The sequence below is a fragment of the Thiobacillus sp. SCUT-2 genome, assembly GCF_035621355.1.
Classification (GTDB): Bacteria; Pseudomonadota; Gammaproteobacteria; order Burkholderiales; family Thiobacillaceae; genus Thiobacillus; species Thiobacillus sedimenti.
In genome coordinates this window covers 2526930-2551915 of record NZ_CP141769.1, presented here as the reverse complement: position 1 = coordinate 2551915, position 24986 = coordinate 2526930, and the positions used below count along the sequence as shown (strand labels likewise).

At 66.6% G+C, this 24986-nt stretch carries 28 protein-coding genes and 1 tRNA gene; 11 read left to right on the top strand and 18 right to left on the bottom strand.

Annotation, left to right across the window (positions count from 1 at the left end; all coding sequences use genetic code 11):
• Positions 1-1362, bottom strand: coding sequence for a TolC family protein (locus VA613_RS12760; protein ID WP_324779393.1), 1362 nt, complete (start codon positions 1360-1362; stop codon positions 1-3).
• 352 nt (positions 1363-1714) lie between these two features.
• A complete protein-coding gene (locus VA613_RS12755; RefSeq protein WP_324779392.1) occupies positions 1715-2041 on the bottom strand; it encodes an ArsR/SmtB family transcription factor in 327 nt (108 codons plus the stop codon).
• Between the two features lie 163 nt (positions 2042-2204).
• Between VA613_RS12755 and gpmI the strand changes: the two genes are divergently transcribed.
• The 5 genes from gpmI to VA613_RS12730 all read left to right on the top strand — a co-directional run bounded on the left by gpmI (position 2205) and on the right by VA613_RS12730 (position 7695).
• Positions 2205-3746: a 2,3-bisphosphoglycerate-independent phosphoglycerate mutase gene (gene gpmI, locus VA613_RS12750; protein WP_324779391.1), complete on the top strand. Its 1542-nt coding sequence runs from the start codon at positions 2205-2207 to the stop codon at positions 3744-3746.
• Between the two features lie 29 nt (positions 3747-3775).
• Positions 3776-5026, top strand: a complete 1251-nt coding sequence (locus VA613_RS12745; RefSeq protein WP_324779390.1) for a murein hydrolase activator EnvC family protein — start codon at positions 3776-3778, stop codon at positions 5024-5026.
• A 1-nt stretch (position 5027) separates the two neighbouring features.
• Complete coding sequence (locus VA613_RS12740; RefSeq protein ID WP_324779389.1) at positions 5028-6443, top strand: S41 family peptidase; 1416 nt, start codon at positions 5028-5030, stop codon at positions 6441-6443.
• A 73-nt stretch (positions 6444-6516) separates the two neighbouring features.
• Positions 6517-6912, top strand: a complete 396-nt coding sequence (locus VA613_RS12735; protein ID WP_324779388.1) for a hypothetical protein — start codon at positions 6517-6519, stop codon at positions 6910-6912.
• A gap of 12 nt (positions 6913-6924) precedes the next feature.
• A complete protein-coding gene (locus VA613_RS12730) occupies positions 6925-7695 on the top strand; it encodes a HesA/MoeB/ThiF family protein (RefSeq protein ID WP_324779387.1) in 771 nt (256 codons plus the stop codon).
• On the opposite strand, the gene slmA is transcribed toward VA613_RS12730, so the two are convergent.
• The 6 genes from slmA to rpsU form a co-directional block, all read right to left on the bottom strand.
• Positions 7683-8267 (bottom strand): nucleoid occlusion factor SlmA, encoded by a 585-nt coding sequence (slmA, locus tag VA613_RS12725; protein ID WP_324779386.1) that lies wholly within the window; start codon positions 8265-8267, stop codon positions 7683-7685. The two genes, VA613_RS12730 and slmA, sit on opposite strands and share 13 nt — an antisense overlap.
• A 52-nt stretch (positions 8268-8319) precedes the next feature.
• Positions 8320-8396: transfer RNA gene (locus VA613_RS12720), tRNA-Ile, on the bottom strand.
• Positions 8397-8436: 40 nt separating this feature from the next.
• On the bottom strand, positions 8437-10299 hold the full coding sequence (rpoD, locus tag VA613_RS12715) for an RNA polymerase sigma factor RpoD (protein ID WP_324781253.1): 1863 nt from the start codon (positions 10297-10299) through the stop codon (positions 8437-8439).
• 157 nt (positions 10300-10456) lie between these two features.
• A complete protein-coding gene (dnaG, locus tag VA613_RS12710; RefSeq protein WP_324779385.1) occupies positions 10457-12154 on the bottom strand; it encodes a DNA primase in 1698 nt (565 codons plus the stop codon).
• A gap of 46 nt (positions 12155-12200) precedes the next feature.
• Complete coding sequence (locus VA613_RS12705; RefSeq protein ID WP_324779384.1) at positions 12201-12647, bottom strand: GatB/YqeY domain-containing protein; 447 nt, start codon at positions 12645-12647, stop codon at positions 12201-12203.
• Positions 12648-12680: 33 nt separating this feature from the next.
• Positions 12681-12893 (bottom strand): 30S ribosomal protein S21, encoded by a 213-nt coding sequence (gene rpsU, locus VA613_RS12700; RefSeq protein WP_324779383.1) that lies wholly within the window; start codon positions 12891-12893, stop codon positions 12681-12683.
• Positions 12894-12980: 87 nt separating this feature from the next.
• Between rpsU and tsaD the strand changes: the two genes are divergently transcribed.
• A complete protein-coding gene (gene tsaD, locus VA613_RS12695; RefSeq protein ID WP_324779382.1) occupies positions 12981-13985 on the top strand; it encodes a tRNA (adenosine(37)-N6)-threonylcarbamoyltransferase complex transferase subunit TsaD in 1005 nt (334 codons plus the stop codon).
• A gap of 9 nt (positions 13986-13994) precedes the next feature.
• Here the strand turns inward: tsaD and VA613_RS12690 are convergent, their stop codons facing one another.
• Both VA613_RS12690 and plsY read right to left on the bottom strand, forming a co-directional pair.
• Positions 13995-14795: a hypothetical protein gene (locus tag VA613_RS12690; RefSeq protein ID WP_324779381.1), complete on the bottom strand. Its 801-nt coding sequence runs from the start codon at positions 14793-14795 to the stop codon at positions 13995-13997.
• An 8-nt stretch (positions 14796-14803) separates the two neighbouring features.
• A complete protein-coding gene (gene plsY / locus VA613_RS12685; RefSeq protein WP_324779380.1) occupies positions 14804-15406 on the bottom strand; it encodes a glycerol-3-phosphate 1-O-acyltransferase PlsY in 603 nt (200 codons plus the stop codon).
• 65 nt (positions 15407-15471) lie between these two features.
• On the opposite strand from plsY, the gene VA613_RS12680 reads away from it, so the two are divergent.
• The 3 genes from VA613_RS12680 to VA613_RS12670 are packed head-to-tail and all read left to right on the top strand — an operon-like array spanning position 15472 to position 17536.
• Positions 15472-15834, top strand: a complete 363-nt coding sequence (locus VA613_RS12680) for a dihydroneopterin aldolase (RefSeq protein ID WP_324779379.1) — start codon at positions 15472-15474, stop codon at positions 15832-15834.
• A complete protein-coding gene (locus tag VA613_RS12675) occupies positions 15831-16583 on the top strand; it encodes a sulfite exporter TauE/SafE family protein (protein ID WP_324779378.1) in 753 nt (250 codons plus the stop codon). The genes VA613_RS12680 and VA613_RS12675 overlap by 4 nt, the downstream gene beginning before the upstream one ends.
• Positions 16580-17536: a succinylglutamate desuccinylase/aspartoacylase family protein gene (locus VA613_RS12670; protein WP_324779377.1), complete on the top strand. Its 957-nt coding sequence runs from the start codon at positions 16580-16582 to the stop codon at positions 17534-17536. Before VA613_RS12675 ends, VA613_RS12670 begins: the two co-directional genes overlap by 4 nt.
• 3 nt (positions 17537-17539) lie before the next feature.
• Here the strand turns inward: VA613_RS12670 and xerD are convergent, their stop codons facing one another.
• The 8 genes from xerD to ffh form a co-directional block, all read right to left on the bottom strand.
• Positions 17540-18439 (bottom strand): site-specific tyrosine recombinase XerD, encoded by a 900-nt coding sequence (gene xerD / locus VA613_RS12665; protein WP_324779376.1) that lies wholly within the window; start codon positions 18437-18439, stop codon positions 17540-17542.
• Positions 18440-18452: 13 nt separating this feature from the next.
• Positions 18453-18965: a methylated-DNA--[protein]-cysteine S-methyltransferase gene (locus VA613_RS12660; RefSeq protein WP_324779375.1), complete on the bottom strand. Its 513-nt coding sequence runs from the start codon at positions 18963-18965 to the stop codon at positions 18453-18455.
• Positions 18966-18975: 10 nt separating this feature from the next.
• Complete coding sequence (locus tag VA613_RS12655; protein WP_324779374.1) at positions 18976-19209, bottom strand: hypothetical protein; 234 nt, start codon at positions 19207-19209, stop codon at positions 18976-18978.
• A gap of 102 nt (positions 19210-19311) precedes the next feature.
• Positions 19312-19695: a 50S ribosomal protein L19 gene (gene rplS, locus VA613_RS12650; protein ID WP_324779373.1), complete on the bottom strand. Its 384-nt coding sequence runs from the start codon at positions 19693-19695 to the stop codon at positions 19312-19314.
• A gap of 127 nt (positions 19696-19822) precedes the next feature.
• Complete coding sequence (trmD, locus tag VA613_RS12645; RefSeq protein ID WP_324779372.1) at positions 19823-20527, bottom strand: tRNA (guanosine(37)-N1)-methyltransferase TrmD; 705 nt, start codon at positions 20525-20527, stop codon at positions 19823-19825.
• Positions 20527-21027, bottom strand: a complete 501-nt coding sequence (gene rimM, locus VA613_RS12640) for a ribosome maturation factor RimM (protein ID WP_324779371.1) — start codon at positions 21025-21027, stop codon at positions 20527-20529. Before rimM ends, trmD begins: the two co-directional genes overlap by 1 nt.
• 36 nt (positions 21028-21063) lie before the next feature.
• Positions 21064-21318 carry a 30S ribosomal protein S16 gene (gene rpsP, locus VA613_RS12635; protein ID WP_324779370.1) on the bottom strand — a complete coding sequence of 85 codons (255 nt, stop codon included), beginning with the start codon at positions 21316-21318 and terminating at the stop codon, positions 21064-21066.
• A 142-nt stretch (positions 21319-21460) separates the two neighbouring features.
• Positions 21461-22804 carry a signal recognition particle protein gene (ffh, locus tag VA613_RS12630; RefSeq protein WP_324779369.1) on the bottom strand — a complete coding sequence of 448 codons (1344 nt, stop codon included), beginning with the start codon at positions 22802-22804 and terminating at the stop codon, positions 21461-21463.
• A gap of 100 nt (positions 22805-22904) precedes the next feature.
• On the opposite strand from ffh, the gene VA613_RS12625 reads away from it, so the two are divergent.
• Together VA613_RS12625 and VA613_RS12620 are read left to right on the top strand one after the other, a co-directional pair.
• On the top strand, positions 22905-23660 hold the full coding sequence (locus VA613_RS12625) for a cytochrome C assembly family protein (RefSeq protein WP_324779368.1): 756 nt from the start codon (positions 22905-22907) through the stop codon (positions 23658-23660).
• Between the two features lie 11 nt (positions 23661-23671).
• Positions 23672-24970, top strand: a complete 1299-nt coding sequence (locus VA613_RS12620) for an HlyC/CorC family transporter (RefSeq protein WP_324779367.1) — start codon at positions 23672-23674, stop codon at positions 24968-24970.
• Positions 24971-24986 lie beyond the last annotated feature (16 nt).

Here is a 24986-nt window from a genome sequence, read left to right as displayed (position 1 = left end):
TCACATGTGGTCCGGTTGCAGGCGGCCTGTCACCAGGCGGGCATTGGCGCGTTGCACCTTGAGGTCGTAGCGGGCGGCGACCAGGTCCGCCCGCGCCTTGTCGAGCTGGGCCTGGGCGCCCAGCAGCTCGGTGATGGTCGTGACACCGCTGGCGTAGCGCTTCTGCACCAGGCGCTGGGCTTCCTCGGCCTGGCTCACCGCGAGCTCGCGTGCCGTGACCCGGCGTTGCGCCTCGTCGGCGCGCCGCCACGCCTCCGCCACCTGGTATGCGATGCCGTTCTCGGCCTGCTGGAGCTTGGCGGCGAGCTCTTCGCGGCTGGCTTGGGCCCGCTGGATGGCGCCGCTGGTCACGCCGCCGTCGAACAGCTGCCACGACACCTGGCCGCCCAGCGTGTAGGAGTGCGCATCGAACCCGGCGTTCTTGTCGTTGGTGTCGAAACGCGCGAGCAGGCCGGCCTGGGGATACCGGCCGGCGCGCGCGACCTTGACGGCGGCCTGCGCGGCGTCGACCTGGTTGCGCAATGCGGCGAGGCCGGGATTGGACTTGAGCGCCTCGCTCTGGTAGTCGGCGAGCGTGCCGGCAAGCGGCCTGACTTCCACGGTGCCCGCCACGTCGAGCGGTGCCGTCAGCGGCGTGCCGAGCAGCAGGTGGAGCTGGTCCAGCGCCTGCCCGACGGCGTTTTCGGCCTGGGCCTGCTGGACCTTGACGTCCTCCAGATGGACCTGCGCCGAGAGCAGGTCGCTCTTGACGACCACGCCGCCCTTGAGCAGGTTGCCGATGGTCTTGACGTAGGACTCGGCGGCGCTGCGCGCCAGCCTGGCGACATCCTCGTAGGCGCGCGCGGTGTGCACGCCTTCGTAGGCGCGCAGCACGTCGAAAATCACCTTCTGGCGCGCCATCGCGTCGCCCTGGCGGGCTGCGCGCAGATAGGCGTTGGCCTGCTCGTTGTAGCCGGTGATCATGCCGCCGGTGTAGATCGGCAGCTGGGCTTCCAGGCGCGCGTTGAAATTGTTGACGGGGTCGGGGTAGTTGAGATTGTGCGGCGCGACGTTCAGCGCCGTCGGGCCCGTGAATTCCGCCGCGCCGAAGTCGTTGAACGTGGCGTTGCGCTGCGACAGCTTGAGGCCGAAGGCGTTAAGGGCATCGTCGGTGCGGGTGACGTTGAACGAAGCCGTCACCTTCGGCAGACGCGCCCCTTCACTCTGCCTGACGGCCGCTTGCGCCTGCGCGACTTGTGCGCCCGCGACGAGGATGTCCGGATTCCGGTCCAGTGCGCGCTGCACGGCCTGGGCGAAGTCCAGCGTTTCCGCTGCCGCCCCGGCGGAAAATACCGATAGACATAGCAGAGCCAGCGCTTTCACCCGACCTGGATTCGTTTTTGTGAGCCGCATGAATGCCCCTCGTTGTATGGGTTCGCAATAGGCGCGCGCGATAAATATTAGCAATTAATTATATATTAATGTCTATTCCACTTTCCACCGGCCACGCGTCGATCACACCGGCGCAGGCGCTCGCAGGCTTCGGGTGGAAACATCATGTCAGCGTACCCGACCGCTCTGGTTGAATATATAGGACGAAAAGGCGGACGGACGCGTCGCGCATTCCGCCGCGCCAGGGGCGGGCGCCCGTGCTTCGGTCATTTCCGGGACCGTGGAAAGCGAACAGGCCCGGCACGCTTTCGCGCGCCGGGCCTGTGCAGGGGAGGGGGGTGGCCTATTTGGTGAATCCGCAGAACACGTCGCGCATCATGCCGAGCAGCTTCAGGGTCCGGGTGTCGCCCACGCGATAGAAGACGCGGTTGGCGTCCTTGCGGGTGCGCAGCACGCCCTTGTCGCGCAGGATGGCGAGGTGCTGCGAGATGTTGCTCTGCGAGGTACCGACATGGTCGACGATGTCCTGCACGCTCACTTCCTTGTCGCCGAGGACACAGAGTATCTTCAGCCGAAGCGGGTGCGACATGGCCTTCATGGCACGCGAGGCCTGCTCGATGTGCTCGTCCTTGTCCATCAGGTCCACTTCGTCCCAGTCAGTTGCAGACATATTTCGTTCCTCGATCCTTAGCGCCGCGCCCGTGGCCGCCGTGTCACACCGGTACCGCCACGCGCCGCGTTTCGTCCAAACAATGCAGATTGCGTATAGATAAGCAATCACGCATATATTAAAATATTTCCACGAAAACAAGCCAACTTATCGAAACTTTTTCATGAAGACCGTGCCGGTTTTGCTCATCATCCTCGACGGATTTGGTTGCCGCAGTGAGCGCGCGGACAATGCGATCGCGCAGGCCAACAAGCCGAACTGGGACCGGCTGTGGAAGCAGTATCCGCACACGCTGATTCATGCATCCGAATCGGAAGTGGGGCTGCCCAAGGGGCAGATGGGCAATTCCGAGGTGGGTCACCTCAACATCGGCGCGGGAAGGGTCGTGTACCAGGAGTTCACGCGCATCGACCGCGCCATCGAATCCGGCTATTTCTATACCAACCCCGCCCTTCTCAATGCGGTGCATCTGGCACGCGACAACGGCAAGACGCTGCATGTGCTCGGCCTGCTGTCGGACGGCGGCGTGCACAGTCATGAATCGCATTTCCACGCACTCCTCGAACTGGCCCGGCGCGAAGGCCTGCACAAGGTCTGCCTGCACGTGTTTCTGGATGGGCGCGACACGCCCCCCAAGAGCGCCGACGTCTATCTGCGCCGCCTCAACGACAAGATCGCGGAGATCGGCGTCGGCCACGTCGCGTCGATGATCGGGCGCTATTACGCGATGGACCGCGACCGCCGCTGGCAGCGGGTCAAGGCCGCCTACGACCTGCTGACCCAGGGGCGCGCGGAGTTCCAGGCGCCGGACGCGGTGGCCGGGCTGGAGGCCGCCTATGCGCGCGGCGAGACCGACGAGTTCGTCAAGGCGACGGCGATCCTGCCGGCCGACGGCAAGCCGGTGAGGATGGAAGACGGCGACGCCGTCGTGTTCATGAATTTCCGTTCCGACCGCGCGCGCCAGCTGTCGCGTCCGTTCATCGAGGCGGACTTCAGCGAATTCGAGCGCGAAATCACTCCTCGCCTGTCGACGTATTGCACGCTGACCGGATACAGCGACGATTTCGACGTCGCGGTGGCCTTTCCGCCCGAACGGATCAAGAACGGCCTCGGCGAATACGTCGCGAATCTGGGCATGCGCCAACTGCGCATCGCCGAGACGGAGAAATACCCGCACGTCACCTTCTTCTTCAACGGCGGCGAGGAAATCTCGTTCCCGGGCGAGGATCGCGTGCTGGTACCGTCGCCCGACGTGGCGACCTACGACCTCAAGCCGGAAATGAGCGCGTTCGAGGTCACCGAGAAGCTGCTCGCCGCGATCAACGGCAAGCAGTACGACCTCATCATCTGCAACTATGCCAACCCGGACATGGTCGGGCATACCGGCGACCTGCAGGCCGCGATCAAGGCAATCGAGACCGTCGACACCTGTCTCGGCCGCGTGGTCGAGGCCCAGCTCGCGCGCGGCGGCGAGGTGCTCGTCACTGCGGACCATGGCAACGCCGAGCTGATGCGCGACGCCGAGACCGGCCAGCCGCACACGGCGCACACCATGAACCTGGTGCCGCTGATTTGCATCGGCCCGCGCCGGATCACCCTCGCGGAAACCGGCGCGCTCGAGGACATCAGCCCGACCTTGCTGAAACTGATGGGGGTGGGACAACCCCCGGAGATGACTGGCGAGGCGCTGGTTCGGTTTGAGTAAGGCCGCCCGCTTCGGGTAAGCTCGACAGGGTGAAGGCCAACTCCCTATTCGTCCTGCTCGGGCTCTGCGTGCCCCTCTGCGTGGGCGCCAGCCAGGTCGATCGCAAGCGATCGGAACTCGACGCCCTCAAGCAGCGGCTGCAGACCTTGCAGCAGGATTTCAACGCCACCCAGGCGCATCGCCAGGAGGCGGCCGACGACCTGCGGGAATCGGAGCGGGCGATCAGCAGCAGCGTGCGGCAGATGCGCCAGCTGGACGGCGAACGCGAGCGCACCGCGGGCGAACTGCAGGGCCTGCGCGAACAAGCCGACGCGACGTCGGCGCGCGTGCGCCAGCAGCAGGCCCACCTGGCGCAGGCGCTGCGGGGCGCCTATACCCGGGGGCAGGGCGAGGCGCTCAAGCTCATTCTCAATGGCGGCGATCCCAACCAGACCGCGCGCGACCTGCGCTACCTGTCACGCCTGTCGCACGCCCAGCAGGCGATGATCGACAGCCTGCGCGCAGATCTCGCGCAACTCGCGCACCTCGAGGAGGAGGCCAGCCAGAAGAACGGCGAACTGGCCCGGCTGCGCGCGGCGCACGAGGCGGAGCAGGCGAAGCTGCTGGCGGACAAGCGGGCCCGCGAAGCCGTGCTGCAGAAGCTGTCGGTGAAGATCCAGCGGCAGCGACGCGAGATTGCCACGCTCAGGCGGGACGAGCGCAGCCTGACCGACCTGGTCGAACGGCTCAACCGGCTCATGGCGCAGCAGGCGGCGCGCGAGGCCGCGCGTGCCCGGGCGGCCCAGCAGGCGCAGCAGAAGCAGGAAAGCGCGCGCGGCCAGTCGGCGTCGGCGCGGCGCCCGGTCGCGGTGAACAGCGAGACGCCCGTTCCGTTCCGCTCGAACCAGCCCTTCGCCCGCCTGAAAGGTCTGCTGCATCTGCCCGTCGCCGGGGAACTGATGAACCGCTTTGGCGCTCCGAGAGAGGGCGGCGGGCTGAACTGGAAGGGTCTGTTCATCCGCGCGGCCCAGGGTACGGCGGTGAAGGCGATCGCGGCCGGCCAGGTGGTGTTTGCCGAGTGGCTGCGCGGCTTCGGCAACCTCATCATCATCGACCATGGCGACGGCTACATGAGCCTATACAGCAATAATGAAAGTCTGTATAAGCAGGTGGGCGACCGCGTCCAGGGCGGTGACGCCATCGCCGCGGTCGGCAACAGCGGCGGCCAGCCCGAGCCGGGCCTGTACTTTGAAATGCGGCACCAGAGCCGCCCCGTAAACCCCCTCGATTGGGTGAAGTGAGATGACACACAAGGCTAAATTCGTGCTCGTCGGTCTGGCTGGCGTTCTGGCCGGCGCGGCGATGACGCTCAATCTCTCGGCGATCGCCGACAAGGACGCGGCGACGGCGTTGCCGGTCGAGGAATTGCGCGCGTTCACCGACGTGTTCGCGCGCATCAAGAGCGATTACGTCGAACCGGTCGGCGACAAGAAGCTGATCGACTCCGCCATCAACGGGATGCTTTCGGGGCTGGATCCGCACTCGGCCTACCTCGACACGGAAGGCTTCAAGGATCTCCAGGTCGGCACGCAGGGCGAGTTCGGCGGCCTCGGCATCGAGGTCGGCATGGAGGACGGCTTCGTCAAGGTGGTGTCGCCGATCGAGGATACGCCCGCCTTCAAGGCCGGGGTCAAGCCTGGCGACCTGATCGTCAAGCTCGACGACACGCCGGTGAAGGGCATGAGCCTCAACGATGCGGTCAAGCGCATGCGCGGCAAGCCGGGATCGACGATCAGGCTCACGATCGCGCGCAAGGGCGTCGACAAGCCCATCGTGCTGACGCTGACCCGCGCCGTGATCAAGATTCGCAGCGTCAAGTTCAAGCTCCTCGAGAGCGGCTACGGTTATGTGCGCGTGACGCAGTTCCAGGAGCATACGGGCGAATTGCTGGCCGACGCGCTCGACAAGCTCTACAAGGAAAACAAGGCGCCGCTCAAGGGCCTGATCCTCGACCTGCGCAACGACCCGGGCGGCCTGCTCAACGGTGCCGTCGCCGTGGCCGCCGCCTTCCTCAAGCCGGACAGCCTCGTGGTCTACACGGACGGCCGCACCGAGGACGCCAAGATGCGCCTGACCGCGAGTCCCGAGAACTATCTGCGCCCGATGCAGAGCGACTTCCTGAAGAGCCTGCCGGAGGGCGTCAAGCAGGTGCCGATGGTCGTGCTGGTCAACGGCGGTTCCGCTTCGGCCTCGGAAATCGTGGCGGGTGCGCTGCAGGATCAGAAGCGGGCCGTCCTCATGGGTACCCGCACCTTCGGCAAGGGCTCGGTGCAGACCATCCTGCCGCTCGGCAACGGCACGGCGATCAAGCTCACGACCGCGCGCTATTTCACGCCGAGCGGGCGTTCGATCCAGGCCAAGGGCATCGAGCCGGATATCGTGGTCGAGGATCCCTCCATGCCGTCTGAGGAGGATGGCATGGGCATCCGCGAGGCGGACCTCCAGCACCATCTCGCCAACCCGAACGGCGGGGACGCGGCGCCGCAGGACAAGCCGAGCGAGGTCATCAAGGCGCCGCCGGCCGACCGCGCGCCGCCCGACGGCAAGGAGAAGAAGCCGGCGCCGCTGGAACCGGGCGAGGTCGTGTCGAAGAAGGATTTCCAGGTGAACCAGGCGCTCAATCTGCTGAAGGGCCTGCAGATTCTGCAGGCGCGCTGAGGGCGGCACGGCGGCGCTGGCGACGGCGGCGCGGCGAGTTATACTGACTAGAACCTAGCCGCCCGGGGATGCCATGCGACCGTGTGATCTCGAGAAAAGCCGCGAAATCGTCTTTCACGCGTTGCCGCTCGGCCAGGCCGAGCGTGCCCTCGCCTTGCTGGAGGGGCTCGAGGGCCTGTGCGTCGGTCGTGGCGCAGACGATTGCAGGCTGCTGGTGACCTACCATGTCTGCGAGTACACGCTGGAAGGCCTGGAAACGGCGCTCGCGAACCAGGGGTTCCACCTCGACAACAGCCTCCTTACGAAGCTCAGACGCGCGCTCGCATATTTCTGCGAAGGCGTGCAGCGCCGCAACCTCGCGGCGAACGAGCCGGACATCAAGTCGCAGGAGGCCTTCATGAAGGTCTACGAGCGCCGCCTCCATGGCGATTGCGACGAGACGCCCGAAGAGTGGCGGAGCTACAAGTAAGCCGCTTCCCCGATGGAGTTGAACGACGCGCAGCTCTTGCGCTACAGCCGGCACATTCTCCTCCCCGACGTCGGCATTGCCGGCCAGACGCGCATCGCTGAAGCGTCGGTGCTGGTGGTGGGCGCCGGCGGACTGGGCTGCCCGGTCGCGCTCTACCTGGGGGCGGCCGGGGTCGGGCGACTGCATCTGGCCGACGGCGACACGGTCGACCTGACCAACCTGCAGCGGCAGATCGGCCACGCCACGGCGGCGATCGGCGAGAACAAGGCGGACTCGCTCGCGCGCACGGTGCGTGCCATCAATCCGGAAATCACGGTACAGCCGCTGCGCGAGGCACTCGCCGGCGCGGCCCTGCGCGAGGCCGTGGCGGCGGCCGACCTGGTGGTCGACGCGTCGGACAATTTCGCCACCCGCCATGCGGTCAACCGGGCTTGCGTCGCGGCCGGCAAGCCGCTCGTGTCGGGTGCCGCGATCGGCTTCTCCGGCCAGCTGGCTGTCTTCGATTCGCGCCGTGCCGACAGCCCCTGCTATCACTGCCTGTTTCCTGACGAGGCTCACGAGGCGGAGGCGCGCTGCGCCGAGAACGGCGTGTTCGCGCCGCTGGTCGGCGTGGTCGGGGCGATGCAGGCGGCCGAGGCGCTGAAATGCCTGGCCGCGGTAGGCGAGGCGCTCGTGGGCCGGCTGCTGCTGTGGGATGGCCTGCGCAGCGAGGCGCGCATGCTGAAAGTGGCGCGCGATCCGGGCTGCCCGGTATGCGGGTCCGCGGCGCGTCAGGCCGGGTGAGCCTCGAGCAGGCGCGCGAGCAGGAGTTCGATGTCGGTTCCCGGCGGGCGGGCAAAGCCGCTCTTGGCAAACTGGTGCCAGCGACCCACCACCGCGCACTGCAGCAGGTTGGCCAACGGCCCGCTCAGTTCCGCCGGCTTTCCCCCCGCCAGCCGCAGGCATTGACGCATCTGTGCCTCGATGCGGTCGTGCAGCTGGTTGATGCGCTTCTGCAGGCGTTCGTTCTCGTGGACCAGGGCGTCGCCGATGAGCACGCGGGTCATGCCGGGATTCTTCGCAGCAAAGTTCAGCAGCATGACGACGATGGCCTCCACCTGCGCGGTGGGCGAAGGGGTGTCGGCCATGATGCGCGCGATCAGCCCGAACAGGGTCTGTTCGATGAACTCGATCAGCCCTTCGTACATCTGCGCCTTGCTCGAAAAATGGCGGTAGAGCGCCGCCTCCGAGACGCCGATGCGGGCCGCCAGGGCGGCGGTCGTGATCTTTTCCGGTTGCGGCTCCTGCAGCATCGCGGCGAGCGTCTGCAGAATCTGCAGCCGGCGCTCGCCGGGTTTCCTGGCTTCCCCTTCCATGGATCTCCCCCCCTGTCTTGTTGGCGGGATTATCGCTGATGTCGGGGGGGACTGGTGGGCCTGCACGGACTTGAACCGTGGACCAAGGGATTATGAGTCCCCTGCTCTAACCAGCTGAGCTACAGGCCCGAAAGCGAAATGCCCCGCGCGAGGCGGGGCGGGGGGTGCGTTACTCGCCGCCGCCGACGAAGCTCTTCAGCTTCTCGGAGCGGGTCGGATGGCGCAGCTTGCGCAGGGCCTTGGCCTCGATCTGGCGAATCCGTTCGCGCGTCACGTCGAACTGCTTGCCGACTTCTTCAAGCGTGTGGTCGGTGTTCATTTCGATGCCGAAGCGCATGCGCAGCACCTTGGCCTCGCGCGAGGTCAGGCTGTCCAGCACTTCGCGGGTGGCGTCGCGCAGGTTGGCGTAGATCGCGGAATCGTCGGGCGAGAGCGTGCTGGCATCCTCGATGAAATCGCCCAGGTGCGAGTCCTCGTCGTCGCCGATCGGCGTTTCCATGGAGATCGGCTCCTTGGCGATCTTCATGATCTTTCGGATCTTGTCTTCCGGCATTTCCATCTTGATCGCCAGCGTCGCGGGATCGGGCTCGATGCCGGTTTCCTGCAGGATCTGGCGGCTGATCCGGTTCATCTTGTTGATCGTCTCGATCATGTGCACCGGGATGCGGATGGTGCGCGCCTGGTCGGCGATCGAGCGGGTGATCGCCTGGCGGATCCACCAGGTCGCGTAGGTCGAGAACTTGTAGCCGCGGCGGTATTCGAACTTGTCGACCGCCTTCATCAGGCCGATGTTGCCTTCCTGGATCAGGTCGAGGAACTGCAGGCCGCGGTTGGTGTACTTCTTGGCGATCGAGATCACCAGGCGCAGGTTGGCCTCGATCATCTCGCGCTTGGCGCGGCGCGCCTTCGCCTCGCCGGTGGACATCTGCTTGTTGATGTCCTTCAGGTTCTTGATCGGCAGGCCGACACGGTCCTGCAGCGCAATCAGCGCCTCCTGGTGCGCCTTGACCTCGTACTGCACCTTCGCCAGCGTCGAGCAGTAGGCCTTCTTGGCGGCGATCTCCTTGTCGAGCCACGCGAGGTTGGTTTCGTTGCCGGGGAAGGCCTTGATGAAGTGGGGGCGCGGCATGCCCGAACGCGTCACGCAGAAGTCCATGATCTTGCGCTCGTGCGAGCGGACTTCCTCGACCGCGTTGCGGATCTGGTCGCACAGGTTGTCGACCTGACGCACCGAGAAGCGGATCGCCATCAGGAGCTCGGTGACCTCGGCCTGCGCCTTCAGGTGCTGCGGGCTGCCGAGGCCGTACTTCGACTGGGCATTCTGGGCCTTCTTGTACGCCTTGCGGATGTAGTCGAACTGCGCGAGCGCCTCCGCCTTCAACTGGGCGAGGTTCGCTGCTGCGACCGCGGCGCTGGCGTCCTCGTCCTCTTCTTCCGCTTCTTCCTCCGCGGCTTCGGCTTCCTCCTCCTCCGCGGAGGCTTCCGGCTCGACCTCGACGAAGCCATCGATCAATTCGTCGATGCGCAGTTCGTCCTTCTCGACCTGGGTTGCCATGTCGAGGATCTGCTGAATCGTCAGCGGACACGACGAAATGGCCTGCACCATGTGGCGCAGGCCTTCCTCGATGCGCTTGGCGATCTCGATTTCGCCTTCGCGGGTGAGCAGGTCGACCGAGCCCATCTCGCGCATGTACATGCGTACCGGGTCGGTGGTGCGGCCGAATTCGGAATCGACCGTGGTGAGCGCCTGCTCGGCCTCGGCGACGACGTCCTCGTCGGCGACGGCGGGGGTCGAGTCCTGCATCAGCAGGGTTTCGGCATCCGGCGCCTCGTCGTAGACCTGGATGCCCATGTCGTTGATCATGCTGATCACGCCTTCGATCTGGTCGGCGTCCAGCACCTCGTCGGGCAGGTGGTCGTTGATCTCGGCGTAGGTCAGGAAGCCCCGCTCCTTGCCGAGAATGATGAGGTTCTTCAGCTGGGTGCGGCGGGCTTCGGCTTCGACCGGCGTCAGCTCTTTCAGGGGGATCAGCGCCTCGGGTTTCTTGGCGTTGCCGCCCGGTTTTCTTCCACGTACAGCCACAGGCTATTCTCCGCTCAGGCTTCCCCCGCTTGGGCGGAGGAAAAAATCGTTCAAAAACCGGCAATTATACCCCAAACAGGGGCGTTGTCTTGTCGCATCTGGCAAGCTAGGACCGTGCCAGTTCGGTCAATTCCTGCCGCTCGCCTGGGCTCAGGCTGCCGAGCGGGCGTGCCGCCAGCTCCTGCTGCCGTCGTCGCCTCCAGTCGTCGCGCAACTGTCTGACCGCACCGTCGAACTCGGCGTTCCAGTCCCAGCTTTCGTCTTTGTCGAGCAAATCAGTCATCAGTTCATCGACCAGCGCCTCCAGCGAGCTGCCGCGGGCCGCTTCCGCCAGTGCGGGCAGCGTGCGCGGACCGAGATTCGCAAGCCAGGACATCAGCTCCCCCAGGCGTCCGCCCAGCGGATCACGCGCGTCGATCCAGCACGCATCGATCTCCGAAACGCGCTCGGGGTTCATCAGCAGCGTACGTGCCAGACCACGCAGGCGCGAGGGTGCCGGCCTGCGCTGCGGTCGAGCCGCCACGGGCCTTGCCGGCGCCGGACGAACGCCCATGCGCCCCAGCTCGTCCGGCTGCAGATGGGCAAGCTCCGCGATCTGGCGCTGGATCAGGCGGGCCAGCAACGGGGCCGCGATCCTGTCGAGCAGCGGCTTCGCCTCCTTGATCAGGCCCGCCTGCCCCTCCTGGGTGTCGAGCTTGCGATCGCGTGCGAGCTCCCGTACCAGGAACGCCGAGAGCGGCAGGGCCTCGGCGTCGAGCAGGCGCAGGAAGGCGTCCCGCCCGTGGGTGCGGATGTAGCTGTCGGGGTCTTCGCCTTCCGGCAGAAACAGGAAGCTCACCTCCTTGCCGTCCTGCAGCGCTTCCAGCGAGTTTTCCAGTGCGCGCCAGGCCGCCTTGCGGCCGGCGTTGTCGCCGTCGAACGCGTAGACGAGACGGTCGGTGTGGCGCAACAGGGTGCGTGCATGGATCGGCGTCGTTGCGGTGCCGAGCGTGGCCACGGCGAATTCCACGCCATGCTGGGCGAGCGCCACCACGTCCATGTAGCCTTCGACGACGATGGCGCGGCCGGCATCCTTGATCGCGGCACGCGCCTCGAACAGGCCGTAGATTTCCGATCCCTTGTGGAACAGCGGCGTTTCGGGCGAATTCAGGTACTTCGGCTCGCCCTTGTCGAGCACGCGGCCCCCGAAGCCGATGATCTGTCCCTTGACGTTGCGGATCGGGAACATGATGCGGTCGCGGAAACGGTCGTAGCGGCGGCCTTCGTTCTCGACGACCAGGCCGCACGCGACCAGGGCGTCGCCCTGATAGTCCTTGAACACCTGCTTGAGCGGGGAGCCGTCCGGCGCGTAGCCGATGCCGTAGCGCGCGGCGATGGCGCCGGTCAGCCCGCGCCGCTTGAGATAGTCGATCGCGCGCGGCGACGCCTTGAGCTGCTTCTTGTAGAACTGCGCGGCCTGTTCCAGCGCATCCCACAGCGCCGGCGGCGGCTTGGGGCGCCCGGGCTCCTGCGCGGATTCCGGCACCGCCAGCCCGACGTCCTGCGCCAGTGCCGCCACCGCGTCGGGGAAGCTCATGTGCTCGTATTCCATCAGAAAGCCGAGCGCGGTGCCATGGGCGCCGCAGCCGAAGCAGTGATAGAACTGCTTGGTCGGACTGACGGTGAAGGAGGGGGTCTTCTCGCTGTGGAAGGGGCAGCAGGCCTGGTAGTTCTGGCCGGCCTTCTTCAGCGGTACGCGGCGGTCGATGACGTCGACGATGTCGACGCGGACGAGCAGGGTGTCGATGAAATCGCGCGGAATCATGATGACTGCATCATAGACCCGGGCCGGCCGGCCGGGCAGGGGCGGATCAGCCGGCGAGGCGGGCCTTGATCAGCGCGGAAACCTGCGCCATGTCGGCGCGGCCGGCCAGGCGGGGCTTCAGCAGGCCCATGACCTTGCCCATGTCGCGGGCCGACGCGGCGCCGGATTCGGCGATCGCCGCGGCAACGGCCGCCTCGACTTCGGCGGCGGAGAACTGCTCGGGCAGGTAGGCTTGCAGCACGGCGAGTTCGGCCTGCTCCGCGGCAACGAGGTCGTCGCGGCCGGCAGCCTGGAACTGGCTGATCGAATCCTTGCGCTGCTTGATGAGTTTTTCGACGATGCCGCTGACCGCGGCATCGTCCAGCTCGGCACGCTCGTCGACTTCCTTCTGCTTGATCGCGGCAAGCAGCAGGCGGATCGTGCCGAGGCGCGCCGTGTCCCTGGCGCGCATGGCGCTCTTCATGTCCTCGCTAATGCGGGCCTTGAGCGACATGAGAGACGGACGGGATCGTGACGGGCGGCAGGATCAGTACAGCTTGGGGGGGAGTTGCTGGCTGCGCAGGCGCTTGCTCTGGCGCTTGATCGCGGCGGCGAGCTTGCGCTTGCGCTCGGCGGTGGGCTTCTCGTAGAACTCGCGGGCGCGCAGTTCGGTCAAGAGGCCGACTTTTTCGATGGAGCGCTTGAAACGGCGGAGGGCGACATCAAACGGCTCGTTTTCTTTGACTTTGACGTGGGGCATTTGAAGATGGCTTCCTGAGGACTGGAAAAACGAGAATAATAACAAGCCCCCGCGCAATTTTCCAGTCCTGCCTGATTTCCCCCTATTATGCTGGTCCTTGGCGTCGAATCCTCCTGCGATGAAACCGGTGTGGCCTTGTACGACACCGACCACGGCTTGCTGGGGCATGCCCTGCATTCCCAGATCGCGATGCACGATGCGTACGGGGGGGTGGTGCCCGAGCTGGCATCGCGCGACCACATCCGGCGGGTGCTGCCGCTGACGCGCCAGGTCCTGGCCGCCAGCAGGCGTGACCTCTCGGCCATCGACGGCATCGCCTATACGCAGGGGCCCGGCCTGGCCGGCGCCCTGCTGGTCGGCGCCGGCATGGCGCGGGCGCTGGCTTACGCGCTCGACGTCCCGGCGGTGGGGGTGCACCACCTCGAAGGCCACCTGCTGTCGCCGCTGATTTCCGACGTGCCGCCGGCGTTCCCTTTCGTTGCCCTCCTGGTTTCCGGCGGGCATACCCAGCTGATGCTCGTTTCCGGCGTCGGGCGCTACACCCTGCTGGGCGAAACGCTCGACGACGCCGCGGGCGAGGCCTTCGACAAGACGGCCCAGCTCCTGGGACTGGGCTACCCGGGCGGGCCCGCGCTGTCGAAGCTTGCCGCGACGGGGGATCCGGTGCGCCTTACCCTGCCGCGGCCGATGCTCAACTCGGGTGATTTCGATTTCAGTTTTTCCGGCCTCAAGACCGCGGTGCTGACGCTCGTGCGAAAAGCCGGACCCGGCGCGGCGGCGGACATCGCGGCGGCCTTCCAGGCGGCGGCGGTGGAGGTGCTGGTCACCAAGGCGCTCGCGGCCTGCGCGCACAGCGGTGCAACGCGGCTGGTCGTCGCCGGCGGCGTGGGGGCCAATGCGCATTTGCGCGAGCGCCTCACCCGCCAGGCGGGGGCTGCCGGCGTGGCGGTTTTCTATCCACGGCTCGAATTCTGCACCGACAACGGCGCGATGATCGCTTATGCGGGCGCGCAGCGTATGCTGCATGCGCAGACGGATCTGACCTTCGCGGTGCGGCCGCGCTGGGATCTTGCCGCGCTCGAGGCGGTGTAGGCGGCCCGCTTATCGCCCGAACATCGGGTAGGCCTTGCGCAAGGCGTCGAGCCATTTTTCGCTGCCGGTCAGCTGCGCAATCTGCTCGGGAAACAGCAGGAAACCCACCAGCACCGCGATCAGGCACACCAGGATCAACGTGCCGAAGATGCTTTCCGGGCGCAGCACGCCCCAGTAGCGGCTGACGAGGAAAAGCGTGTCCTTCTTGTGCTCCGACATCGACAGCCAGCGACGCAGCAGCTTGACGGCAAGGTAGGCGCCGTAGCCGCCTGCCAGCGAGGCAAACACGATGCGGAAGACGGCGAACATGTCGAGCCCGCCGCCGAGGTACTGGTGGTAGAGCCAGGACACGAAGCCGAGCGACAGTGACGCCAGCACGGCAATGGCGACGTTGATGAAGAGGCGCCGCCGCTCGCGCGCGAGGTCGCGCTGCCGTTCGATGAAGAAGCCGTCGACCTCGCGCTTGAAATATTCGACCTTGTCCTGCACCAGCGACGAAAATTCCGCCTTGGCGTGGACGATCCGCTCGTCGAGCAACGTGCCCAGTCGCGCCGCCGCATAGTCGACCAGCTCACGCACGTCGTCCTTGGTGAACTGCCGCTGTTCGTGCAGTTCCTCGGAAATCTTGTCCAGCTTGGCGTCGATTTCCTGGCTTGCCTGCCAGATCACGTCCTTCAGTTCGGTGCCGGCCTGCGAAACGCCGGTCTTCACCACTTCGGCCAGGCGCACGCCGGCGTGGTCGATCGCCTCGCGCGATACCTCGGCAAGGCTTTCCTTCGCGTGGTCGATGGTCTTGTCGAACAGGGCCATAGAGGAGATCAGGTCCGTTTGCCGATGCGCGCTTCCTGGCCGGTCGCCAGCTTGACGAGATTGCTCTTGTGACGATAGACCAGCAGCAGCGCGATCACCAGCACGGCGACGGTCGGGTTGCCCCAGCCGGTCAGGAGGCCCGAGTAGAGCGGCGCGAGGACGGCGGCGGTGAGCGCGGCGAGCGAGGAGATGCGGAACACCCCCGCCATCGCGAGCCAGGTGGCGAGACAGGCCAGGCCGAGCCAGGGATCGAGGCCGACCAGCACGCCGAGTGCCGTGGCGACGCCCTTGCCTCCCTGGAAGCGGAAGAATACGGGAAACAGATGGCCGATGAAGACCGCCAGCGCGCACAAGAGCACGACCTCTTCGGCCAGGCCAAGCTGGGGGGCCAGCGCGCGTGCCAGCACGACCGCGACCCAGCCCTTCAGGGCGTCTCCCAGCAGCGTCAGCGCGGCCGCCGCCTTGCGCCCCGTGCGCAGGACATTGGTCGCGCCGGGGTTGCCCGAGCCGAAGCTGCGCGGGTCGGGCAACCCCATGGCACGGCTGACGATCACGGCGAACGAGAGGGAGCCGAGCAGGTAGGCGGCGGCAATCAGCAACAGGGTGGTCATAAGTCAGTAAAATGGCGGGTTTTGGGCGGACCCCGCTGGCGGCTTGCGCCAAGGGCAAGGATGCAATGGATATTCTATTTTTGCGGGACTTCCGGCTCGAGCTGATTATCGGCATATACGAGTGGGAACGCAAAGTGCCGCAGCCGGTGCGGCTCGACCTCGAGATCGGCCTGCCTGACTCCAAGGCAGGGGCCACGGACGACGTGGCGGACACCATCGACTATGGCGCCGTGGCCAAGCGCGTGAAGGATTTCCTGCACAATGCCCCGCAGCCGATCACGCTGGTCGAGTCGGTCGCCGAGCACGTCGCGGCGATCGTGCGCGACGAGTTCGGCGCGCCCTGGGTGAAGGTGTCGGTCACCAAATTCGCCATCGTGCCCGGGATCAAGGAACTGGGGATCACGATCGAGCGGGGCGCGCGCGCGTGAGCGTCGACCAGATCGCCGCCGTCCCTGTCGCAAGCGCGGCGGCCATTCTGCTGACCGCGTATTTCATCCGCGGCATCACCGGCTTCGGCTCCGGGCTGATCGCCGTCCCCTTGCTGGCGCTCTTGCTGCCGCTCAAGTTCGTCGTGCCGGTCATCCTCTTGCTCGACTTCACCGCGTCGATGGTGATGGGGGGCTTCAATCTGAAGCGCGTGCAGTGGGGCGAGATCGGCGTGCTGATTCCGCTCGGCATTGCCGGCGTCGTGATCGGCACCAGCCTCTTGGTCAGGTTGCCCGCCGCGCCCATGCTGGCGGCACTGGCGGTGTTCGTGCTCATTTTTGCCGTGCGCAGTCTCTTCAACATTCGCGGCGACAAGCCGATCTCGCGCGGCTGGGCGGTGCCCGCGGCGCTTACTGGAGGCACGGTGGGGGCCCTGTTCGGGACCGGCGGGCCGCCGTACGTGATCTATCTCACCCACCGGATCCACGACAAGGGCGCGTTGCGCGCGACGTTCTCCGCGCTGTTCTTCAGCGACGGGCTGGCGCGCATCGTCAGTTTTCTGGTGGCGGGGCTGCTGATGAGTGCCAAGGTGTGGGTCGCCTACCTGGTCGCGCTTCCGCTCATGCTGGGGGCGCTCTATCTCGGCGGGCGCGTGCACGTCGGGCTGTCCCACGCGCAGATGACGCGTCTGGTCGGCGTGCTGCTGCTCGGCTCCAGCGGGTCGCTGCTCGTCAAGGCGCTGCATACATGAGCCAGCACCGACCCCTGCATTTCCAGAGCGTGTCGTTCGCGGGCCTAGCGCCCGGTGCGCGGCTGATCGTGCTGGGGGCGGTCCATGGCAACGAGACCTGCGGAACGCAGGCGATCCGCCGCGTGATCGCCGAAGTCGAAGCGGGGACGCTCGGCGTTGCGGCAGGGGAGGTTACCTTCGTCCCGGTGGCCAATCCGCTGGCCTACGCGCGCCACCAGCGCATGGGCGACCGCAACCTGAACCGCAACCTCGCGCCGAGCGACGCGCCGGCCGAGTTCGAGGATCATGTGGCGAACTGGCTGTGCCCGCTGCTGGCCCGGCACGATGCGCTGCTCGACCTGCACTCGTTCCATACGGCGGGCGAGCCCTTCGTGATGCTGGGGCCGGAGGACAACAGCGGCCAACTGGAGCCGTTCGCGCGCGCAGCGGAGGAGACGGCGCTCGCGCTCAGCCTCGGCGTGCGCCGATTCGTCGACGGGTGGCTCGACACCTACGCCGCCGGCGTGGCCCGCCGTCTGGCCGGCGGAGCCTCCGCGCGCGAGGCCGACGTGCATTACGGTGTCGGCACGACCGAATACATGCGGGCACAGGGCGGCATCGCATTGACCCTCGAATGCGGTCAGCACGACGATCCCGCGGCACCCGACGTGGCCTACCGCGCGATCCACAACGCACTGGCGCATCTCGGCCTGAGCGGCGCACCCGCGCCCGCCCCGGTCGGCCGTACCGAGGCGCTGCGCCTGTATCAGGTGATCGATCGTGCGGATCCGGGCGACCGCTTCGCGCGCGAGTGGGCCAGCTTCGACCGGGTGACGGCCGGCGAGTGCATCGGCACGCGCCACGACGGCACGCCGGTCGTGGCGGATCGCGACGGCTACATCGTCTTCCCCAACCCGGCCGCGCTGGCGGGGCAGGAATGGTTTTATCTCGCGAGGCCGAGCACGCGGGTGTGACGTCTATCCGCGCGGATGATGCTGCGCGTGCAGCTGCTTCAGCCGCTCGCGCGCGACGTGCGTATAGATCTGCGTGGTGGAAATGTCGCTGTGGCCGAGCAGCATCTGCACGACCCGCAGGTCCGCGCCGTGGTTCAGCAGGTGGGTCGCGAAGGCGTGGCGCAGCGTATGCGGCGACAGCGTGCGCGTGATCCCGGCGGCGAGCGCCCGGCGTTTGATGAGATACCAGAACGCCTGGCGCGTCATGCCGCTTCCGCGCGGCGTCACGAACGCGACCTCGGATAGGCGCTGGCCGAGGAGTTGCGGCCGGGCGTCCGTCAGGTAGCGCCGCAGCCAGCGCACCGCCTCCTCGCCCAGCGGCACCAGGCGGTCCTTGTTGCCCTTTCCGGTCACGCGCAGCACGCCGTCGTTGAGGTTCAGCGCGGTGAGCTTCAGGCCGACGAGTTCCGAGACGCGCAAGCCGGTGGCGTAAAGCGTCTCGAGCATCGCACGGTCGCGCAGGCCGAGCGGCGTGGCGGCGTCGGCGCTGGCGAGCAGGCGCTCGACGTCGCCCTCGGTGAGGGACTTGGGCAATGCGCGCGGCAGCTTGGGGCTGTCGAGATTCACGGTCGGGTCGGCGGTGATCAGCCTCTCGCGCAGCAGGTAGCGGAAGAAGCGCTTCAGGGTCGACGTGTAGCGCGCCGCACTGCGCGGCTGGGCGCGCTGCGCAAAGCGCCAGGCCAGATAGGCCGTGATGTCACCCGGCGCGGCCGCATCCAACTCGCTGCCGCGTTCCCGCTCCAGCCAGGCGGCAAACGCCTTGAGATCGCGGCGATAGGCGGCGAGCGTCAGCTCCGCCAATCCGTCTTCGAGCCACAGGTGGTCGCAGAAGCGGTCGATCAGCGCGTCAATCGTCTTGGGCATCACGCTCGCCCCGTCATTTCCTTCGGGGCGTGCTCCCGCCCGCGGGAGCGGGATTGGCGGCGGGAGGCGCTTCGTGTGCCAGCAGCCAGGCCTTGACGTCGAGCGGGACGCCGGACGCCGCATGCATGAAACCGCCGAGACCGTTCGCCGCAAGGACGCGGTGGCAGGGGATAAGAATGGGCAGCGGGTTCGAACCGCAGGCTTGGCCGACCGCACGCGCTGCGGTGCCGAGCTGCTTTGCCAGGGCGCCGTAGGTCATTGGCCGGCCGGGCGGGATCCGCATCAGCGCGTGCCAGACGCGCAGCTGGAACGGCGTGCCGTGCGGGGCGAACGGCAGGTCGAAGGTGTGGGCGGGGTTTTCCCAATAGGCGTCGAGTTCGCGCGCCAGATGCCGGGCACGGCTGTCGAGGCACGTCGCGGCCAGTGTGTCGACGGCTAGGAAGTCGAGCCGCGTCAGCACGTCGCCGGTGAACACGGCACCGAGGCGGCAGGGCGGGGCGGCGAGGACGGCGTCGTAGGTAATCATCGGGAGGGACTCAGTCGTGTGCTGCGCCGCGCGACTTTTGCATGGCCTCGAGGTCGACCAGGCTGCAGCTGGTCTTGCGGCTGGCGAGGCACTCCGGGGTCCCGGGCGCGTACTCGAACGAGCAGCTGCGCGCCTGCAGCATGGCCCAGTCGTCTTCCGCATAGGCATGCCGCGGCAGGTTCGGCGGGTAGTAGACGCAGCCGAAGCAGTACTCGGCGGCGTTCGAGTCGAGAGCATCGGACATGATGGCCTTTTCACTGCGGTGTGTCGGAGCAGTGTAAATCCGCATGCGCCAAAACAAAACGCCCGCGTGCAGCGGGCGTTCTGTTTTGGCGCGGAAATCCGATTACTCGGCGGCCGCGGCTGCGCCCTTGCGGGCGGGCAGCTTTTCCTTGATGCGCGCGGACTTGCCGGAGCGCTCGCGCAGGTAGTACAGCTTGGCGCGGCGGACGTCACCGCGACGCTTGACTTCGATGCTGGCGACCAGCGGCGAGTAGGTCTGGAAGGTGCGCTCGACGCCTTCGCCGGCGGAGATCTTGCGCACGGTGAAGCCGGAGTTGAGGCCGCGATTGCGCTTGGCGATGACGACGCCTTCGTAGGCCTGCAGACGCTCGCGGTTGCCTTCCTTCACCTTCACCTGGACGATGACGGTGTCGCCCGGGGCGAAGTCGGGGACGGTCTTGCCCAGACGGGCGATTTCTTCCTGTTCGAGTTGCTCGATGATGTTCATGACGATGTTTCCTTACATCTGGCGGGAGAGGTGCGCCCCGTTCAGGACGGACGTCACGCCGTTTCACATTGGCCCAGGGGGATTCAACCCCTGCGCCGCTCATTTCCGGCTTGCCGAAGCCAGCCGGTCAATCCTTCTTCTGCGCCTGTTCCAGCAGGTCGGGTCGCAGTGCCGCGGTGAGCCGCAGGCTTTCTTCCTGTCGCCACTTGGCGATCGCGGCATGGTTGCCGCCTTTCAGCACTTCCGGCACCGCCATACCCTGCCACACCTCGGGCCGGGTGTAGTGCGGGCAGTCGAGCAGCCCCTGGCTGAACGAGTCCTGCGCTGCCGATTCCGCGTCGTTCAGCGCGCCCGGCAGCTGCCGGATGATCGCGTCCATCAGCGCCAGCGCCGGTAGCTCGCCACCCGACAATACGAAGTCTCCGAGCGAGATTTCCTCGTCGACCCGGCGCTGCAACAGGCGCTCGTCGATGCCTTCGTAGCGCCCGCACAGCAGCACCAGCGCAGGCCTTTCCTTCAACTCCATCACCCGCCGCTGCTTCAGCGGGCGGCCGCGCGGCGAAAAGTGCACCACCCACGGCGTCAAATTCTCGCTCGCCAAGTCCTGCTGCACCGCGTTCAGCGCGCGGTCCAGCGGCTCGGCCAGCATCAGCATCCCGGGGCCGCCGCCGTAGGGCCGGTCGTCCACCGTGCGGTGCGGATCGTCGGTGAAATCGCGCGGATTCCAGGCCCTGAATCGGTACAGCCCGCGATCCAGCGCCCGCCGCGTGATGCCGTAATCCAGTACGGCATCGAACATCTCGGGGAAGAGCGTGATGGCGTCGAAGCGCATCAGTAGTCTTCGCCCCAGTCGACCTCGATCGTTCCGCCTGGCAGGTCCACCTTGCCGACAAAGGCCGCGACGAACGGAATCAGGTGCTCGCGCGAGCCTTTGACCACCAGCAAGTCGTTCGCGCCGCTTTCCATCAGGCTGTCGACGGTACCCAGTTCGATGCCTTCGCGGTTGACCACCTTCAGGCCGATCAGGTCCGACCAGTAATACTCGTTTTCTTCCGGCGGCGGCAGATCGCTCTTCGCCACCGAGATTTCCTGTCCGCGCAGGGCATACGCCGCGTCGCGGCCGTCGATGCCGGCCAGTTTGGCGACCAGGGCCTTGCCGTGGTCCTGGATGGCGTCGACTGTGTAGTGCGCCTGCTGCTCGCCGCGGCCGACGCGCCAGGATTCGAAATCCATCAGCGCGCCCGGGTCCTCGCTGAAGGGCTGGACCTTGACCCAGCCCTTGACACCGAACGGGGCGGCGATGCGCCCCATAACGACCCAGTCGTTATTCAATTCAAGTGGCCGACCCAGTCTTCGGCTTCAGCCAAATCAGGCAGCGGCAGCGGGCTTGTTCTGCTTGACCAGGCGCGCGACGGTGTCGGACAGTTGCGCGCCGTTCTGCACCCAGTAGCCGATGCGTTCCTGGTCCAGGCGCACGGCCTCGGCGCCTTCGGGAGCGACCGGATTGTAGAAGCCGACGCGCTCGATGAAGCGACCGTCACGACGGCAGCGCGAATCGGCCACGACCACGTTGTAGAAAGGACGGTTTTTGGCGCCGCCGCGCGAAAGACGAATAACGACCATGGTTCAACCTACCGGTAAACGGAGAAAACCGCGAATTATACTCGAAAAACCCAAGTCCGCCAGTGGGTTGGGCAGCCCCTCCCGCCGAACCGTTTCCCCGCGCGCGGGGAGGGCAAACGCGACGCCGTGCTGCGGTGCAGGCTCAGCGCATGCCGGGCAGCATGCCCTTCATGCCGCGCATCATCTTGCCGAGCCCGCCCTTGCCCATCATCTTCATCATCTTCTGCGCCTGCTCGAACTGGTTCAGCAGCTTGTTGACTTCCTGCACCTGAACCCCGGCACCGGCCGCGATGCGACGCTTGCGGCTTGCCTTGATGATCTCGGGCTTGCGGCGCTCGAGCGGGGTCATGCTGTTGATGATGCCCTCGACGCGGTTGATCGCCTTCTCGTCGGCGCCGGCCGGGACCGGCATCTGGCCGGCACCCGGCAGCTTGTCCATCAATGCAGACAGTCCGCCCATCTTGCGCATCTGCTGAATCTGCAGCTTGAAGTCTTCGAGGTCGAAGTCCTTGCCCTTCTTGACCTTCTCCGCGAGTTTCTTCGCCTGGGCCAGGTCGACCGAGGCCTGGGCCTGCTCGATCAGCGACAGCACGTCGCCCATGCCGAGAATGCGCTGCGCCATGCGCTCGGGGTGGAAGGGCTCGAGCCCGGTCGGCTTCTCGCTGACGCCGATGAACTTGAGCGGCTTGCCGGTGACGTGGCGCACCGACAGCGCCGCGCCGCCGCGGGCGTCGCCGTCGAGCTTGGTGAGCACCACGCCGGTGAGCGGCAAGGCCTCGTTGAACGCGCGGGCGACGTTGACGGCGTCCTGGCCCTGCATGGCGTCGACCACGAACAGGGTCTCGACCGGCTTCATCGCGGCATGCAGGGCCTTGATCTCATTCATCATGACCTCGTCGATGGCCAGCCGGCCGGCCGTGTCGACGACGAGCACGTCGTAGAACTGGCGGCGCGCGTGATCCTGCGCGGCCAGGGCGATCTTCAGCGGGTCGCGCTCGTCGCCGGCCTCGAAGAAGGCGACGTCGAGCTGCTTGCCCAGCTGGCGCAGCTGGTCGATCGCCGCGGGACGGTAGACGTCGGCCGAACAGAGCAGGACCTTCTTCTTGCGGTTCTTCAGCAGCAGCGCGAGCTTGCCGCTGGTCGTCGTCTTGCCGGAGCCCTGCAGGCCGGCCATGAGGATGATGGCGGGCGGGATGGCCGCGAGATCGAGTTCCGCGTTGGTCCCGCCCATCAGGCGCGTCAGCTCCTCGTGGACGATGCCGATCAGCGCCTGGCCCGGCGACAGGCTGGCCAGCACCTCCTGGCCCAGCGCGCGCGTCTTGACGGCCTCGATGAAGTCCTTCACCACCGGCAGGGCGACGTCGGCCTCGAGCAGCGCGAGGCGCACCTGCCGCAAGGTGTCCTGGACATTCGCTTCCGTGATGCGGGCCTGCCCGCGCAGGGTCTTGACGACGCCGGCGAGGCGTCCGCTCAGATTTTCTAACATGGCTTCCTTGTTGCCGTCAGGAGCGGCATGGATAATGAGGCTGGCTGAATCCGAATCTCCATTTTAACGAATGTCCCCGCTATTGCTGGCTACTTTGTGTGTGAGCGCGCTTTATGGCTGGATCGCCTGGCGGCTGCAGCGCGCACCCTCGTCCGCCTCGGTGCGCCTGCTGACGCCGCTGGCGCTGCTGGCGCACGGCGCGCTGATCTTCAATTCGGTGCTGGGGCAGGGCGATATCCGGCTCGGCTTCGGCAATTCCCTGTCGACGATCCTGTGGCTGACCGCGGTCACGTACTGGCTGGCCAGCCAGGGCGCGCCGCTGGCGCGTCTGCAATCATGGGTAAGCGGGTTGGCGGGCGTGTCGGTGCTCGGAATGGCTTTTCTAACCGAAACCCATCCCATTCCCGATTCGCAGGCGCTGGTCCTGCGCGCGCATCTGGTCGTGTCCTTCCTCGCATACGGCCTGCTGGCCGTGGCGGCCCTGCACGCGGTGATGATGACGATGCTCGAGAAGCAGTTGCATCGCGGCGCCTTCCTGCAAAGCGGGACGCCGCCCCTGCTGACGCTCGAGGCGATGCTGTTCCGGACCATCGGTGTCGGGTTCGCGCTGCTGACGCTGGCGGTGTTCAGCGGTGTCTTCTTTTCCGAGGAACTGTTCGGGACGCCGCTGCAGTTTTCCCACAAGATCGTGTTCGGCGTGCTCTCCTGGCTGGTGTTCGGCGGCTTGCTCCTGGGGCGGCATTTCCGCGGCTGGCGTGGCCGCACGGCGCTTTACTGGACAATCACCGGCTTCACCCTGCTGCTGCTGGCGTATCTGGGCACGCAGTTCGTGCTCGAAATCATCCTCCGGCGCTGAGGCAGGGCTGATTGGACAGCTTTTCCACCGGCACGCTGTTTGCGGCACTGGCCGTTCTGTTGCTGACCTCGGCCTTCTTTTCCGCGGCGGAGACGGCGATGATGGCGATCAACCGCTATCGCTTGCGCCACGCGGCGGAATCCGGGGTGCGGGGCGCGATGCGGGCGCAGGCACTGCTGGCCCAGACCGACAAGCTGCTGGGCGTCATCCTGCTCGGCAACAATCTGGTCAATTCGGCGTCGGCCACGCTTTCGGCGGTGCTGGCGATCCGCCTGTTCGGCAACGGCGAGATCGTCCTGTTCGTGGCGACGCTGTTGCTGACCTTCCTGATTCTGGTGTTCAGCGAAGTCACGCCCAAGGTGGTGGGCGCGTCCTTTCCCGAGCGTGTCGCCTATCCCGCGACGCTCGTGCTCGCGCCACTGCTGAAGCTGGCATACCCGGTGGTCTGGTTCGTCAATCTCTTCGTCCAGGCCCTCCTGAAGCTGCTGCGGATCCGCAAACCGGAGCCGGGGCAGGGCAACAGCCTGGGGCTGGAGGAGTTGCGCACCATCGTGCTGGAGTCGTCCGGCCGGCTGCCGCACGAGCACCACCGGATCCTGATGAACCTGCTGGAGCTCGAGGACATCACCGTCGATGACGTGATGACGCCGCGAAACCAGATCGAGGTGATCGATCTCGAGGACGAGCCCGAGCGTGTCCGCCAACAGATCGCCACCAGCCACCATACGCGGCTCGTGGTGCAGGCGGGGTCCTTCGACAACCTGCTCGGCGTCCTGCATGTGCGCCGGGTGCTGCATGCCCTGACCGGAGAGGAGCTTGACCCCGACATCCTGAGGGCCAACCTCGAGGCTCCCTACTTCGTCCCCGCGGGCACGCCGCTGTTCACCCAGCTGCGCAATTTCCAGTCGAGCCGGCGACGGCTGGCGCTGGTGGTCGACGAGTACGGCGAGTTGCAGGGGCTGGTGACGCTGGAGGACCTGCTCGAGGAGATGGTGGGTGAATTCACCACGCAGGCCCCCTCCGATACCGGCTATCTGCGGCGCGAGGAGGGCGGCAGCTGGCTTGTCGAGGGGAGCGTCCTGTTGCGCCACCTGAACCGCAAGCTCGGCCTGGCACTCCCGCTCGACGGGCCGAAGACGCTGAACGGCCTGCTGCTGGAGCAATTCGAGGACATTCCGGAGGCCGGGGTGAGCCTCAAGCTGGGTGAGGTGCCGGTGGAGATCGTGCAAACCCAGGATCGCGCCGTCAAGGTGGCGCGGATCTATGTGCCGGCCGCGGAGGGGCATGCTTCCGAGGGGCCCTCAACTTAGGCGAGAAATCGCCGTT